Raw genomic sequence first — 14,522 nt, 5'->3', positions numbered from 1 at the left:
CCCGGTGCGGGGCCCCTCGCCGTACGCCGAGCGTCAGAGCTTCTCGGGGGTCCGGATGCCCAGCAGGGCCATGCCCTGGTGAAGCGTCCGGGCCGTCAGGTCGCACAGGAACAGCCGGTTCTCCACCTGCTCCGCCGAATCCGCCTTCAGCACCGGGCACTTGTCGTAGAACGTCGTGTACAGCGACGCCAGCTGGTACAGGTACGCCGCCAGCTTGTGCGGCGCGTACTCCGCCGCCGCCTCGAAGACCAGGTCACCGAACGCGTCCAGGTGCAGGCCGAGCGCGCGCTCCGCCGGGGCGAGCTCCAGCTCCGCGTGCGCGGACGGCTTCGCCTCCCCGGCCTTGCGCAGGATCGACTGGATACGGGCGTACGCGTACTGGAGGTACACCGACGTGTCGCCGTTCAGCGACACCATCTGGTCCAGGTCGAACTTGTAGTCCCGGCTCGGCGACGTCGACAGGTCCGCGTACTTCACCGCGCCGATGCCGACCTGCGCGGCCCGCTCCTGGATCTCGTCCTCGGTGAGGTCCCGCGCCTTCTTCCGCACGACCTCGGCGGCACGCTGCACCGCCTCGTCGAGCAGGTCCTCCAGGCGCACCGTCTCACCCGCACGCGTCTTGAACGGCTTGCCGTCCGCGCCGAGCACCGTGCCGTACGCCATGTTGTGCGCGCTCACGTCGTCCGACAGCCAGCCCGCGCGCCGCGCCGTCTCGAAGACCATCTTGAAGTGCAGCGACTGGCGCACGTCCACCACGTAGAGGAGGGACGTGGCGTCCAGGTCCTGGACGCGGTTGCGGATCGCCGTGAGGTCGGACGCCGCGTAGCCGAAGCCGCCGTCCGCCTTCTGCACGATCAGCGGCACCGGCTGGTCGTCCTTGCCCTTGATGTCGTCGAAGAACACGACGAGCGCGCCCTCGGAGCGGACCGCGACGCCCGACTCCTCCAGGATGCGGGCCGTCTCCGGCATCCCGTCGTTGTACGCCGACTCACCGACGATCTCGTCGTCGCGGATCTCCATGTCGAGCTTCTCGAAGACCGAGTAGAAGTAGACCTTCGACTCGTCGACGAACCGCTGCCACAGGTCGAGGGTCTCCTTGTCGCCGGACTGGAGCGCCACGACCCGCTTGCGGGACCGCTCCTTGAAGTCCTCGTCCGCGTCGAAGACCGCGCGCGAGGCCTTGTAGATCCGGTTCAGGTTCGACATGGCCTGCTCGCCGTCGGCGTCCGAACCGGCCGCCGGAAGCTCCTCCGGGTGCTCGATCACGTACTGGATGAGCATGCCGAACTGGGTGCCCCAGTCGCCGATGTGGTGCCGGCCGATCGTCTTCTCGCCCGTGAAGTCGAGCATGCCGCGCAGCGCGTCACCGATGACGGCGGACCGCAGGTGGCCGACGTGCATCTCCTTCGCCACGTTCGGCTGCGCGTAGTCGATGACCGTGACGCCCGGGGCGTCCTTCACCGGCACGCCGAGACGGTCGGTGTCGGCGGCACGCGCCGCGAGCGTGTCGATGATCGCCCTGTCGGTGACCGTCACGTTCAGGAAGCCGGGGCCCGACACCTCGACGTCGGCGATCAGCTCACCGTTCGTGATCTTCTCGACGACCTGCGTCGCCAGCTCCCTCGGGTTCGCCTTCGCCTTCTTGGCGAGGGCCAGGATCCCGTTGGCCTGGTAGTCGGCCCGGTCGCTACGTCGCAGCAGCGGGTCCGCGCCGCCGGCCTCCGGCAGGGCGGAAGTCAGGGCGTCGGCGAGGCGTGCGTTGACGTTGGCGGTGATGGACTTGACCGGGGCCATGTAGGGGCTGCCGTTCTGGTCGGGGTGGGCTGGAATTGCACCGCCAGTATCCCAGAGCCGTGAAGTGAACCCGTAACGCGTTTTCGTTCCGCACGAGGAAGCTGGGAGAATGGGGCGGGCGGAACCGAAGCCCCATCCCCGATGCGTAGAGAAGGACAACCGATCGTGGCCCAGAGCACAGGCGCGGAGACCCAGGACTGGGTCTCCCGATACGCGGACGATGTCATCGCCGAGTCCGAGCGCCGTGCCCCCGGCAAACCGGTCGTCGTCGCCTCCGGCCTCTCCCCGTCGGGCCCGATCCACCTCGGCAACCTCCGCGAGGTCATGACCCCGCACCTGGTCGCCGACGAGATCCGCCGCCGCGGATACACGGTGCGCCACCTGATCTCCTGGGACGACTACGACCGCTACCGCAAGGTCCCGGCCGGCGTCCCCGGCACCGACGAGACCTGGGCCGACCACATCGGCAAGCCGCTCACCAGCGTCCCGGCCCCGGCCGGCTCCGCGTACCCGAACTGGGCGGAGCACTTCAAGGCCGCCATGGTCCAGGCCCTCGCCGACCTCGGCGTCGAGTTCGACGGCATCAGCCAGACCGAGCAGTACCAGGCCGGTACGTACCGCGAGCAGATCCTGCACGCGATGAAGCACCGCGGCGACATCGACGCGATCCTCGACCAGTACCGCACCAAGAAGGACCCGGCCAAGGGCAAGCAGAACCAGAAGCCGGTCGACGAGGCCGAACTGGAGGCCGCCGAGGGCTCCGGCGCCGCCTCCGAGGACGACGGCAGCGGCGGCGCGGGCGGCTACTACCCGTACAAGCCGTTCTGCGGCCAGTGCGGCAAGGACCTCACCACCGTCACCTCGTACGACGACGACACGACGGAGCTGTCCTACACCTGCACCCTCGACGGCTTCACCGAGACCGTCCTGCTGTCGGAGTTCAACCGCGGCAAGCTGGTCTGGAAGGTCGACTGGCCGATGCGCTGGGCCTACGAGGGCGTCGTCTTCGAGCCGTCCGGCGTCGACCACTCCTCGCCCGGCTCCTCGTTCCAGGTCGGCGGCCAGATCGTCCGCCAGATCTTCGGCGGCACCCAGCCCATCGGCCCGATGTACGCCTTCGTCGGCATCTCCGGCATGGCCAAGATGTCGTCGTCCAAGGGCGGCGTCCCGACCCCCGGCGACGCCCTCCAGATCATGGAACCGCAGCTGCTGCGCTGGCTCTACGCCCGCCGCAAGCCCAACCAGTCGTTCAAGATCGCCTTCGACCAGGAGATCCAGCGGCTCTACGACGAGTGGGACAAGCTCGGCGCCAAGGTCGCCGACGGCACCGCGCTCCCCGCCGACGCCGCCGCCCACAGCCGCGCCGTCGGCGTCGCGGGCCGCGAACTGCCCCGCACGCCCCGCCCGCTGCCGTACCGCACGCTGGCGTCCGTCGCCGACGTGACGGCCGGGGACGAGGAGCAGACCCAGCGCATCCTCTCCGAGCTCGACCCGGACAACCCGGTCACCGACCTGGACACCGTCCGCCCCCGGCTCGACAAGGCCGAGGCCTGGATCACCAAGTACGTGCCCGCCGAGTCCCGCACCATCGTGCGCACCGAACCCGACGCCGAGGCGCTCGCCGCCCTCGACGAGCAGGGCCGCGAGTCCATCCGCCTCCTCCTGGAGGGCCTCGACGAGCACTGGTCGCTCGACGGCCTCACCCACCACGTGTACGGCGTCCCGAAGGTGCAGGCCGGCTTCCCGGCCGACGCCACGGCGAAGGAGCTCCCGGCGGAGATCAAGACCGCCCAGCGCTCGTTCTTCGCGCTCCTGTACCACCTGCTCGTCGGCCGCGACACCGGCCCGCGCCTGCCCACGCTGCTCCTCGCGGTCGGGGCGGACCGCGTGCGCAAGCTCCTCGGGGCGTAACGCGCGACGCGACACGCGTGAGGGGCGGCACCGGATCGGATCCGGTGCCGCCCCTCACGCATTGCGCACGACTACGCGTAGTCGCTCATCATGTCCTGCTCGAAACGGATCGCGAACTGGTTCATGTACCGGTTCACGTCCTCCGACGACATCCGCACCCCGTACTGCGCCTCCACGTTCGCCGCGAACGCCCGCGGCGTCGGCAGGCCCTCACCCTCTATCGAGGTGCGGAACACCTGGTAGAGGTCGTCGTCCGTGGGCTCCTCGACGCTCTCCGCGACCCCCTCGCCCAGCGGCCGGGTGCCACCCGCCCCGGTGGGCACCGGAAACTCCGGGTCCGGGTCGGGCACCGGCTCCGGCTCCGGAGCGCGGGGAGCGGGCACCTGGGCGGAAGCCTGGGGCTGGGCCTGGGCCTGCGGCTGGGGCTGCTCGTAGCGGCCCTCGTGCTCCGGCGCGGGCGCATACGCGGGAGGCGCGAAGTCCTGCTCCACGTCGGACTCGAAATCGGACCCCAGATCCGGCTGATAACCGCCGCGGTACTCCTTGTGCGGCGCCGCGTTGAACGCGGGCGGCACATAACTCCCGTCCTCCGCGGCCGGCTGCTGAGCCTCAGCGCGCGGCCGCTCCTGCGGCGGCGCCGACGTGAGCTGAGCGGGAGCCTCCCGGCGGACCGGCCCGACCGGCGGCGCAGGCGGCAGCAACTGCGGCTCGATCCCCGCCGCCGCCAGCCCCTCCGGCGCCGTCTGCGCCAACGGCACCCCGTACCGCGCCAGCCGCAGCGGCATCAGCGACTCCACCGGAGCCTTCCGCCGCCACGCCCGCCCGAACCGCGAACGCAGCCGCGCCTGGTACACCAGCCGCTCCTGCTCCAGCTTGATGACCTCGTCGTACGACCGCAGCTCCCACAGCTTCATCCGCCGCCACAACAGAAACGTCGGCCCCGGAGACAGCAGCCAGCGCGTGATGCGCACGCCCTCCATGTGCTTGTCCGCCGTGATGTCCGCGATCCGCCCGATCGCATGCCGCGCCGCCTCCACGGCCACCACGAACAGAATCGGGATCACCGCGTGCATACCGGTGCCCAGCGGATCCGGCCACGCCGCCGCACCGTTGAACGCGATCGTCGCCGCCGTCAGCAGCCACGCCGTCTGCCGCAGCAGCGGGAACGGAATCCGGATCCACGTCAGCAGCAGATCCAGCGCGAGCAGCACACAGATACCCGCGTCGATACCGATCGGGAAGACATAGCTGAAGTTCCCGAACCCCTTCTGCAGGGCCAACTCCCGCACGGCGGCGTACGAACCCGCGAAACCGATGGCCGCGATGACCACCGCACCCGCGATCACCACGCCCACGAGTATCCGGTGCGTCCGTGTCAGCTTCAGTGGCGCGGCCACTCCAGTTCCCCTCCCAGTTCGGCTGTTGCGGGCAACAGAGTGGCACACGCATACGGAAGCAAGTGCGCCGGTACGCACGCAGGCCCGGCCCCGAGCACGGGACCGGGCCTGTGAACAGCCACGTCAGCGAGGCGCGATCACGCGCCCTTCTTCGACTCCTTGGACTCCGACGCGGACGCCGAAGGCTTCGCCGAACCCGACGGGTCCGACGACGCGCCGCCACCCTTGCCGGACTCGATGACCTTCGCCACCGCCTCCTTCGCCGCCTTCTGCGCGTCCTTCGACAGCGTGCTCGCCGACGGGGCCTTGTCACCCGCCAGACCCGAGCCGTTGTAGTCGACCGTCACCACGACGTTGTCCACGCGCGACACGATCGTCTGCTGCTTGGACGTGACGTCGTCCTTCTTGTCCTTGTACTTGCGGTCGTAGCTGACCTGCGTCGCCTCGTCGCCCGTCTTGGACACGGCCTCCGTCTTGACGTCCTTCGCGCCGTCCGTCGCCTTCGCGTCGGCGATCTGCTTCGCGTAGTACGCCTTCGCCAGCTTGTCGCCGCTGCCCCGGTTCACGTCCGAGTCGAAACGGACCAACGACACGTTCAGCCAGCGGAACTGCGAGCCCTTCACGCCGTTGTTGTCCAGGCTGGACCAGGAGCAGCTGGCGCGCGTCGACTCGTCGTCGGACGCGCCCGCCTTGCTCTCGCCCTTCGGGACCAGATCGCCCAGCGTGTTCTTCGAGAACGCCGAGCACGCCTGCGGCAGCTCCTTGTACGTTGCCGGAGCGACCTTCTTCGCGGTGGTGCCCGCCGTCGAGGAGGAAGAGGACTTCGCCTGCGCGTCGTCCTTCGCGCCGTCGGAACCGGAACCGGACGAGCAGCCGGCTACAACGAGAACCGCCGGCACGGCGGCCGCGCAGACAAGGGTGCGGGTGAGTCGCTTGGTCGGACGGTGCATGGTTCCTTCACTAGGACGCTGACAGGGCCACGGTCCCCCTACGCGACGGCCATTCGACCTTCACGAGCGGGGTCCGATGGGCCACCGTACGCCGAAGCCGACGCACGCGTCTCGCCTTCACCGTGCCCGAAGGGCGTCCCCGAATGCCCCTAATCGCCGAACTTGCCGACCAGATTCTGGGCCAGATTCCGCGCTGTGTCCTGCATTTCCTTGCTGTCCGGCACCTCCGAGGCGGTCGCCGGCTGCACCTCGTACCGGACGGTCACCACCACGTTCGACGTGCGGAACGCCACAGTCACCGTCCGGTGCCGGGCACTCGTCGGACCCGCCAGCGCGTCGTCGACGAACGCCTCGTCGCCGAGGTCGTCGAGGAGCCGCGGCTGAAGATCGGCGGGAGTCGTGGAGGGCGAACCACTGCCGGACCCCGAGGCACTCGGCGACTCCGACGCCCCCGCCGACGGCTTCTTCTTCGATGCCGATTCCGATGCCGACGCGGAGGCCGACGCGGACGCGGAAACCTCCGACGCCACCGGCTCCGGCAGATGCGCCGCGTCCACCTTCGATGCGAACACCGCCCCCGCGCGGTCCTCGTCGCTCACCGCCGTGTCGTACGACACCACCCGCTCGAAGTCCAGAGTCAGCCGATGCATCCCACTACGCGCCGAATCGTCCTTCCACGCGCACCCCACCCGACGGCCCGTGTCGTACGTGACCGTGGCCACACCCTCGTACGCCTTCTCCCGCTGCTCCTCGTCGGGCAGCCGCTTGATGCCGGGCAGCGCCGCGTCCAGCGTGCTCTGGTCCGGCTGACCGCAGGGCTCCGGCAGCGTCCGGTACTTGCCCGGCTCGGCGGTCGAGGCGGTGGCGCTCGGCTCGCCCGGCTTGGAGTCGGTGGCGCCGTCGTCACCGTCGGAATCACTGGTGCAGCCGGCGAGCACGGCCGTAAGGAGCACGGCCACACCCGGCAGACACGCGTACGACTTCCGCTGCACCCTGAGGCTCCTCTCGGCGCTCCGCGCCTGGTTAATCGGTTGCCGCGATGGGGCGGCCGATGGGCACCATGTGTATCGCACGTGCCGCTGTGGACGCCGGTCCGGCATCCGATTTGCCGCACTGGGCCAGTAATTTGCGCTGCGCACCTTTCTGTCCCGCTCACAACGACTTGACCAACTCATCCAATCCTCGGGGGATTTCATGTCTTACGTAGAGGTACCGGGCGCCAAGGTCCCGATCCGCATGTGGGCCGACCCGGCCACGGTCGAGGACGGCGCGATGCAGCAGCTCCGCAACGTCGCGACCCTCCCCTGGATCAAGGGCCTCGCCGTCATGCCGGACGTCCACTACGGAAAGGGCGCCACGGTCGGCTCGGTGATCGCGATGCAGGGCGCGGTCTGCCCGGCGGCGGTCGGCGTCGACATCGGCTGCGGCATGAGCGCGGTCAAGACCTCCCTGACCGCGAACGACCTCCCGGGCGACCTCTCCCGCCTGCGCTCCAAGATCGAGCAGGCGATCCCGGTGGGCCGTGGCATGCATGACGATCCGGTGGATCCGGGGCGGCTGCACGGGTTCGCGACCGGTGGGTGGGACGACTTCTGGGGGCGGTTCGGCGGGGTTGCTGATGCGGTGAAGTTCCGGGAGGGGCGGGCCGTGAAGCAGATGGGAACGCTTGGCTCCGGCAATCACTTTGTGGAACTTTGCGTTGATATGTCCGATTCGGTGTGGCTCATGCTGCACTCCGGTTCCCGCAACATCGGCAAGGAACTGGCGGACCATCACATCGGCGTCGCGCAGAAGCTCCCGCACAACCAGAACCTCGTCGATCGCGACCTGGCCGTGTTCATCGCGGACACCCCGCAGATGACGGCCTACCGCAACGACCTCTACTGGGCGCAGGAGTACGCGCGTTACAACCGCTCGATCATGATGGCGCTCTTCAAGGACGTGATCCGCAAGGAGTTCAAGAAGGCGAAGCCGGTCTTCGAGCCCGAGATCAGCGCTCACCACAACTACGTGAGCGAGGAGCGGTACGAGGGCATGGACCTGCTGGTCACCCGCAAGGGAGCGATCCGTGCGGGCTCCGGCGAGTACGGGATCATCCCCGGCTCCATGGGCACGGGTTCGTACATCGTGAAGGGCCTCGGCAACGCGGCGTCCTTCAACTCCGCGTCGCACGGCGCGGGTCGGAAGATGAGCCGCAACGCCGCGAAGAGGCGCTTCTCGACGCGTGACCTGGAGGAGCAGACGCGGGGCGTGGAGTGCCGCAAGGACTCCGGCGTCGTGGACGAGATCCCGGGCGCGTACAAGCCGATCGAGCAGGTCATCGACCGGCAGCGGGACCTCGTGGAGGTCGTGGCCAAGCTCAAGCAGGTCGTCTGCGTGAAGGGCTGACCCGATCGTGCCCCGCGTACCCTGGGCCTGGTTCAGTGGATCGTCGCCGAAAGGTAGGGCCCAGGTCATGGCACCCGCTCCCGCGTCCCGTATTGCCGTCGTCACTGGTGCGAGCAGTGGGATCGGTGCCGCTACGGCGCGGCAGTTGGCTGCTGCCGGGTATCGGGTGGTGCTCACCGCGCGGCGGAAGGACCGGATCGAGGCCGTTGCCGAGGAGATCGCGGCGGCCGGGCACGATGCCGTGGCGTATCAGCTGGATGTGACGGACCGGGCGGCCGTTGATGAGTTCGCCTCGGCGTTCAAGACCATCGGGGTCCTCGTCAACAACGCCGGTGGTGCGCTCGGCGCCGATCCCGTTGCCACCGGGGATCCGGCGCAGTGGCGGCAGATGTACGAGACGAACGTCATCGGCACGCTCAACATCACGCAGGCGCTGCTGCCCGCGCTGACCGCGAGTGGGGACGGGACCGTGGTGGTGCTGTCGTCGACCGCGGGGCACGGGACGTATGAGGGCGGTGCCGGGTACGTCGCCGCCAAGCACGGGGAGCACGTGCTGGCGGAGACGTTGCGGCTGGAGATCGTCGGGACGCCGGTGCGGGTGATCGAGGTCGCGCCGGGGATGGTGAAGACCGACGAGTTCGCGCTGACCCGGTTCGGCGGGGACGAGGAGAAGGCGGCCAAGGTGTACCAGGGCGTGGCCGAGCCGCTGACCGCGGACGACGTCGCCGACACGATCAGCTGGGCCGTGACCCGGCCGCCGCACGTGAACATCGACCTGCTGGTGGTGCGGCCGCGGGCGCAGGCGTCCAACACCAAGGTGCACCGTGAGCGGCCCTGAGCATCCCGGCGCACCGGATCCGCTCGTCGAGCTTCAGCGGGAGTACGACGAGCGGCGTCGCGCGGAGGAGAAGCGCGGCGAGCGGTACATGTGGTGGTACCTCGGGTACTTCCTGTTCGGTATCCACATCGTGGCGTTCGTGATGATCTACGCGATCAAGCACGCCGGCTAGGCGGTCGCGGTCGGGCGGGCGGGCGCCGATGCTCGCCTCGGGCCGGCACGCGGCCAGGACGTCCAGCCAGTCGCTCACGGTGGACCGGGCGGACCCGGCCCACGGCCCGGCGGGCTCGGCGAAGCGGGTCGGCGGCGAACCCCGGGTGGCCGCCGCGGTCCGGCAGCACCTGGCACTCGTGACCCGCTGAGGAGGGCCCGGGGAGGGTGTCAGCGGCCGTACGCCGTCGGCGGCACGCCCACGGTCGACGTGAAGTCCCGGACGAGGTGGGCCTGGTCCGCGTAGCCGAGGTCGGCGGCGAGGGCGGCCCAGTCGATGTCGTCGCGGGTGCCCGCCGCTTCCACGGCCTCGTGGATGCGGTAGCGCAGGATGCACCACTTGGGGCTGACGCCGACGTACGCGTGGAACAGCCGTTGCAGGGCCCGTACGGACAGGCCCTCGGCGCGGGCGAGGTCGGCGACGCGGCGGGTGGCGCGGTCGGCGCGTACGCGGGCGACCAGTCCGGCCGCCAGTTCGGCCTGGGGGTCGGGTTCGGCGGGGGCGAGCGGCAGCAGGTAGGCGTCCAGCGCGGCGATCCGGTCGCTGTCGTCGGCGGGGCTCAGGACGGCCGCGGGGTCCGTGGCCGGGAACACGTTCTCGTAGGGCAGGATCCGTCCCGTCCACTCCGCCACCGGCGCGTGCGGCGCGAACGGCCGGAACGCCCCGGGCCGGAACTTCACCCCGCAGACCTTCCCCCGCCCGTCGATCTTGCGCGTGTAGAGGCCGGGCGCGGCGACGCCGGTCAGCTCCCCGTAGGGCGGCCGGCCGATGTCGTCCTGCTGGAAGGTGAGGTGCACGGACGGGTGGGGCAGGACCTGGGAGGCGTAGGGCGCGGGCAGGTCCCAGTCGATGAACCAGTAGTGCTCGACGTACGTACGCAGCGCCTCGGCGGGCGCGTGCCGGCGCAGCCGTACGCGGGTGAGGAGTGCGGCCGGGTCGACGATCCCGCGGGTGTCGCGGTCCTGGGTCATGGGCGGATCGTACGGCGGGGCACTGACACGGGGGCCCGGGGCGCGGCGTCGCGTTTGTTCAAGCGGGGCGGGGCGGGCGCTCGTAGCGTCGAGGTATGGACACGAATGCGAACCAGAACCATCAGGACGCCACGTCTCTGGGCGCGCTGCTCGCCGCCTCCGCCTCCCGCGCGGTCCCGGTGGTCGCCGGGATCGACGACAAGGACCTCGACGCGTCGACTCCGTGTGCGGAGTACGACGTGAAGTCGCTGGTCAACCACTTGCTGCACGTGGTCGTCGAGTTCCAGAAGCTCGCGGTGAAGCAGGACTCCGACTTCACCTCGACGCCGGACCGGGTGGCGGAGCCCGGCTGGCGGGAGCGGTTCGACCGGGAGGCGGAGGCGCTCGTGAAGGCCTGGTCGGCGCCCGGCGCGGAGGAGGGGGAGAGCGGGGCGATGCGGATGCCGGCGCGCCTGGTCGGCTCGATGGCGCTGCTCGACCTGACCGTGCACGCGTGGGATCTGGCGCGGGCCACGGGCCAGTCGTACGAGGTTCCGGAGGAGGTCGTCGGGGTGCTCGCGGACGCGGTGGCGGAGCTGTCGCCGACGGCGCGCTCGATGGGGGTGTTCGGGGAGCCGGTGCGGGTCGGGGAGGAGGCGTCGGAGTTCGAGCGGCTGCTGGCGGCGACGGGCCGGGATCCGCGCCCGGAGCCGGGCCGTCGGGCGGGTCGGGAATAGGTGGCGGGGGCACACCGTTCCGGAGGTATAGTTGAAGCATCAACAACCTGCGGAAGGTGAGCCAAGGTGAGCAGCATGCAGTTCGGAATCTTCACCGTCGGTGACGTCACCGTCGACCCGACGACCGGACGCGCGCCGAGCGAGCACGAGCGCATCAAGGCGATGCTCGCCATCGCGCAGAAGGCGGAGGAGGTCGGCCTCGACGTCTTCGCCACCGGTGAGCACCACAACCCGCCGTTCGTCCCGTCCTCGCCGACGACGATGCTCGGTTACATCGCGGCCCGCACCGAGAACCTGATCCTCTCCACCTCCACGACGCTGATCACGACGAACGACCCGGTGAAGATCGCCGAGGACTTCGCGATGCTCCAGCACGTCGCGGACGGCCGCGTCGACGTGATGATGGGCCGCGGCAACACCGGGCCGGTCTACCCGTGGTTCGGCAAGGACATCCGCGACGGCATCGACCTCGCCATCGAGAACTACGCGCTGCTGCGCCGCCTGTGGGACGAGGACGTCGTCACCTGGAAGGGCAAGTTCCGCACGCCGCTCCAGTCCTTCACCTCGACCCCGCGTCCGCTGGACGGTGTCGCGCCGTTCGTCTGGCACGGCTCCATCCGCTCCCCGGAGATCGCCGAGCAGGCCGCGTACTACGGCGACGGGTTCTTCCACAACAACATCTTCTGGCCCGCCAGCCACACCAAGCAGATGGTGAACCTGTACCGGCAGCGCTACGCCCACTACGGGCACGGCACCCCGGAGCAGGCCATCGTCGGCCTCGGCGGTCAGGTCTTCATGCGCAAGAACTCGCAGGACGCGGTGCGCGAGTTCCGCCCGTACTTCGACAACGCGCCGGTGTACGGCCACGGCCCGTCCCTGGAGGACTTCAGCCGCGAGACGCCGCTGACCGTCGGCTCCCCGCAGGAGGTCATCGACCGGACCCTGTCGTTCCGGGACGTCGTGGGCGACTACCAGCGCCAGCTGTTCCTGATGGACCACGCGGGCCTGCCGCTCAAGACGGTCCTGGAGCAGCTCGACCTGCTCGGCGAGGAGGTCGTGCCGGTGCTGCGCAAGGAGTTCGCGAGCAAGCGGCCGTCGAACGTGCCGGACGCGCCGAACCACGCGGCGCGCGTCGCCGCCAAGCACTCGGAGAACGAGGAGGTCAAGAGCGCATGAAGCTCGTCGTCGTGTCGGCGGGGCTGAGCTCCCCGTCGTCCACCCGTCTGCTGGCCGACCGGCTGGCCGCCGCGACCACGGAGCGCGTGGACGCGGAGGTCCAGGTGCTCGAACTGCGGGACTACGCAACGGAGATCGCGCAGCACTTCGTCACCGGCTTCCCGCCGGCCCGCCTCGCCGCCGCGCTGGACGCGGTGGCGGCGGCGGACGGCCTGATCGCGGTGAGCCCGGTCTTCTCCGGCTCCTACAGCGGCCTGTTCAAGTCGTTCTTCGACCTGATCGACAAGGACGCGCTGACGGGCAAGCCGGTGCTGATCGGAGCGACGGGCGGCACCGCCCGCCACTCCCTGGTCACCGAGCACGCCCTGCGCCCGCTCTTCACGTACCTGCGGGCGGTCGTCCTGCCCACGGCGGTCTACGCGGCGTCCGAGGACTGGGGCGAGGAGGGCCTCGCGTCCCGGATCACCCGGGCGGGCGGGGAGCTCGCGCGGCTGCTCACACCGACCGTCTCCACCCCCGACGTCGACACGTCCGCGGCGATCGCGCCCCGCTCCCTCCACGGCGCGATCACGTCCGTGGACCCGGGGGACGGCTTCGAGGTGGTCCCCTTCGCGGAACGCCTGGAGGCGTTGCGGGTGGGGTGAGCCGTGCCGCACCCGCTGCGGGTGGGCCTATCACGCCCCACGGGCTCGTGAGCGGGTGGGCCCATCAAGCCCCTGCGGCGATTGAGCAGCGGGGTCCGGGGCGGAGCCCCGTGGCGTCAGCGACGGGGCCGACATCTCAAGCCCCGCCGGCGTTTGAGGCGCGGGGTCCGGGGCGGAGCCCCGTGACGTTCACCGGTCCGGGGCGGTCCGGGGCGGAGCCGCTCCGCCCCGGTCACCGCAGCCCGCGACGCACCCGGTGGACCACCCGCCCGCCCCACCTCCCCCAAGCCCGCCGCAGGCGAGACCCACGCAGGTCGTCGAAGAGCGACACATACCGCCCCACGATCGGCTCCGGATCGTAGCGACGCGCCGAGACGAGCCCCGCCGCCCCCATCCTCCGACGCGCCGCCTCGTCCTCGATGAGCTCCATGACCGACTCGGCGAGCGCACTCGCGTTCCCCACGGGGACGAGCCGTCCGTCGACCCCGTCCGTGATGATCTCGGCGGGCCCGAGCGGCGCATCCGTACTCACCACCGGCACCCCGCACCGCATCGCCTCGACCAACGTCATCCCGAACGACTCCTCGTCCGAGGCGCTCACCACGATCGACGCCCGCGCGAACTCCGGCTCGATCGGGGACACCGCCCCCATCAGCCGCGCCCGTCCGCCGAGCCCCAACTCCTCGACGAGCGCCCGCAGACGTTCCTCCTGCTCACCGCCGCCGTAGATCCGCAACTCCCAGTCGGGATACTTCGCCGAAACCGCGGTGAACGCCTCCAGAAGCAGGTCGTACCGCTTGCCGGGAGCGAGCCGCCCGGCCGCGGCGATCACCTTCGGGGTGCCGTCCGTGGGCGGCACATCGGCGGGCGGCACGATGTTCGGCACGGCGAGGATCCGCACGCCGGGCAGCCGCATCCTCGCCCGGTACACCTCCGCGTCCTCCTCGGTCACCGTGACGAGGGCGTCCAGCGACCGGTAGGAGCGGGCGAGCGTCCGCCGCAGCGGGCCGCTGTGCGCGTCGTGGCGGAGGTGCTCCTGCGCGATGCGCAGCGCCCGCCGCGGGCCCCACTGGGCGAGGTAGACATTCAGTCCGGGCCGCGTTCCGATGACGACGTCGGCGTCGCACCCCCGCTCCAGATACTGGCGCACGCGCAGGTCATGCAGAAGCGAGTACTGCTGGTAGCGCTTCTCGGCCGCGGGGAAGCCCCGCGACGGCTGCCCGTACGCGGCGAGCCGGGTGTCCGGCGCCCCCTCCCGCACATCCACCAGCGGTACGAGCCCGACCCTCGGGTCGACCGCGAACCGCGGCACCTCCCGGTGCCGCGACATCGACACGACCTCCACCTCGCACCCCCCGTGCGCGACGAACGCCGCGGCGAGGTTGAACGTGGTGCGCACGGTGCCGCCGATGGCGTACGCGTTGTGCAGCAGGAACACGATCCTCATGCCCCAGCCCTTCCCCACACCCACCGGTCGGGCCCCTGCCCCGCACCCCCCGAGCAGCCCTTCGGTGGACCGCCGATCA

General features: G+C 70.5%; 14 protein-coding genes. 8 read left to right on the top strand and 6 right to left on the bottom strand.

From position 1 onward, the window contains the following. Positions 1–33: 33 nt before the first annotated feature. A complete protein-coding gene (gene argS / locus ACYBSK_RS34730) occupies positions 34–1,794 on the bottom strand; it encodes an arginine--tRNA ligase (protein ID WP_460244462.1) in 1,761 nt (586 codons plus the stop codon). 141 nt (positions 1,795–1,935) lie between these two features. On the opposite strand from argS, the gene lysS reads away from it, so the two are divergent. Continuing rightward, positions 1,936–3,705, top strand: coding sequence for a lysine--tRNA ligase (gene lysS, locus ACYBSK_RS34725; protein ID WP_460244461.1), 1,770 nt, complete (start codon positions 1,936–1,938; stop codon positions 3,703–3,705). Positions 3,706–3,776: 71 nt separating this feature from the next. Here the strand turns inward: lysS and ACYBSK_RS34720 are convergent, their stop codons facing one another. From ACYBSK_RS34720 to ACYBSK_RS34710, 3 genes are all read right to left on the bottom strand, one after another. After that, positions 3,777–5,102, bottom strand: coding sequence for a DUF2637 domain-containing protein (locus ACYBSK_RS34720; RefSeq protein ID WP_460244460.1), 1,326 nt, complete (start codon positions 5,100–5,102; stop codon positions 3,777–3,779). Between the two features lie 137 nt (positions 5,103–5,239). After that, positions 5,240–6,052, bottom strand: coding sequence for a DUF3558 domain-containing protein (locus ACYBSK_RS34715; protein ID WP_457481208.1), 813 nt, complete (start codon positions 6,050–6,052; stop codon positions 5,240–5,242). Positions 6,053–6,201: 149 nt separating this feature from the next. Continuing rightward, positions 6,202–7,044 (bottom strand): DUF3558 domain-containing protein, encoded by an 843-nt coding sequence (locus ACYBSK_RS34710; protein ID WP_457481207.1) that lies wholly within the window; start codon positions 7,042–7,044, stop codon positions 6,202–6,204. Positions 7,045–7,246: 202 nt separating this feature from the next. Between ACYBSK_RS34710 and ACYBSK_RS34705 the strand changes: the two genes are divergently transcribed. From ACYBSK_RS34705 to ACYBSK_RS34690, 4 genes are all read left to right on the top strand, one after another. Then, a complete protein-coding gene (locus tag ACYBSK_RS34705; protein WP_460244459.1) occupies positions 7,247–8,440 on the top strand; it encodes an RtcB family protein in 1,194 nt (397 codons plus the stop codon). A 67-nt stretch (positions 8,441–8,507) separates the two neighbouring features. Continuing rightward, entirely contained in the window at positions 8,508–9,278 is a 771-nt protein-coding gene (locus ACYBSK_RS34700; protein WP_457481204.1) for an SDR family NAD(P)-dependent oxidoreductase, read from the top strand. Beyond that, positions 9,265–9,450: a hypothetical protein gene (locus tag ACYBSK_RS34695; protein WP_460244458.1), complete on the top strand. Its 186-nt coding sequence runs from the start codon at positions 9,265–9,267 to the stop codon at positions 9,448–9,450. Before ACYBSK_RS34700 ends, ACYBSK_RS34695 begins: the two co-directional genes overlap by 14 nt. Before the next feature lie 28 nt (positions 9,451–9,478). Further along, a complete protein-coding gene (locus ACYBSK_RS34690; RefSeq protein ID WP_460244457.1) occupies positions 9,479–9,640 on the top strand; it encodes a hypothetical protein in 162 nt (53 codons plus the stop codon). 19 nt (positions 9,641–9,659) lie between these two features. Here ACYBSK_RS34690 and ACYBSK_RS34685 read toward each other — a convergent pair whose 3' ends face one another. After that, complete coding sequence (locus tag ACYBSK_RS34685) at positions 9,660–10,460, bottom strand: DUF6597 domain-containing transcriptional factor (protein ID WP_460244456.1); 801 nt, start codon at positions 10,458–10,460, stop codon at positions 9,660–9,662. 95 nt (positions 10,461–10,555) lie between these two features. Here ACYBSK_RS34685 and ACYBSK_RS34680 point away from each other — a divergent pair, with 95 nt between their 5' ends. The 3 genes from ACYBSK_RS34680 to ACYBSK_RS34670 all read left to right on the top strand — a co-directional run bounded on the left by ACYBSK_RS34680 (position 10,556) and on the right by ACYBSK_RS34670 (position 12,996). Further along, entirely contained in the window at positions 10,556–11,176 is a 621-nt protein-coding gene (locus ACYBSK_RS34680; RefSeq protein WP_460244455.1) for a TIGR03086 family metal-binding protein, read from the top strand. A gap of 75 nt (positions 11,177–11,251) precedes the next feature. Beyond that, entirely contained in the window at positions 11,252–12,352 is a 1,101-nt protein-coding gene (locus tag ACYBSK_RS34675) for an LLM class flavin-dependent oxidoreductase (protein ID WP_457481956.1), read from the top strand. Beyond that, positions 12,349–12,996: a CE1759 family FMN reductase gene (locus ACYBSK_RS34670; RefSeq protein ID WP_460244454.1), complete on the top strand. Its 648-nt coding sequence runs from the start codon at positions 12,349–12,351 to the stop codon at positions 12,994–12,996. Before ACYBSK_RS34675 ends, ACYBSK_RS34670 begins: the two co-directional genes overlap by 4 nt. Positions 12,997–13,228: 232 nt before the next feature. Here the strand turns inward: ACYBSK_RS34670 and ACYBSK_RS34665 are convergent, their stop codons facing one another. After that, on the bottom strand, positions 13,229–14,443 hold the full coding sequence (locus ACYBSK_RS34665; protein ID WP_460244453.1) for a glycosyltransferase family 4 protein: 1,215 nt from the start codon (positions 14,441–14,443) through the stop codon (positions 13,229–13,231). Positions 14,444–14,522 lie beyond the last annotated feature (79 nt).

The organism is Streptomyces sp. BYX5S, from assembly GCF_054724165.1.
The sequence above is the reverse complement of the archived record's forward strand: the minus strand, read 5'-3'. Positions and strand labels throughout refer to the sequence as shown.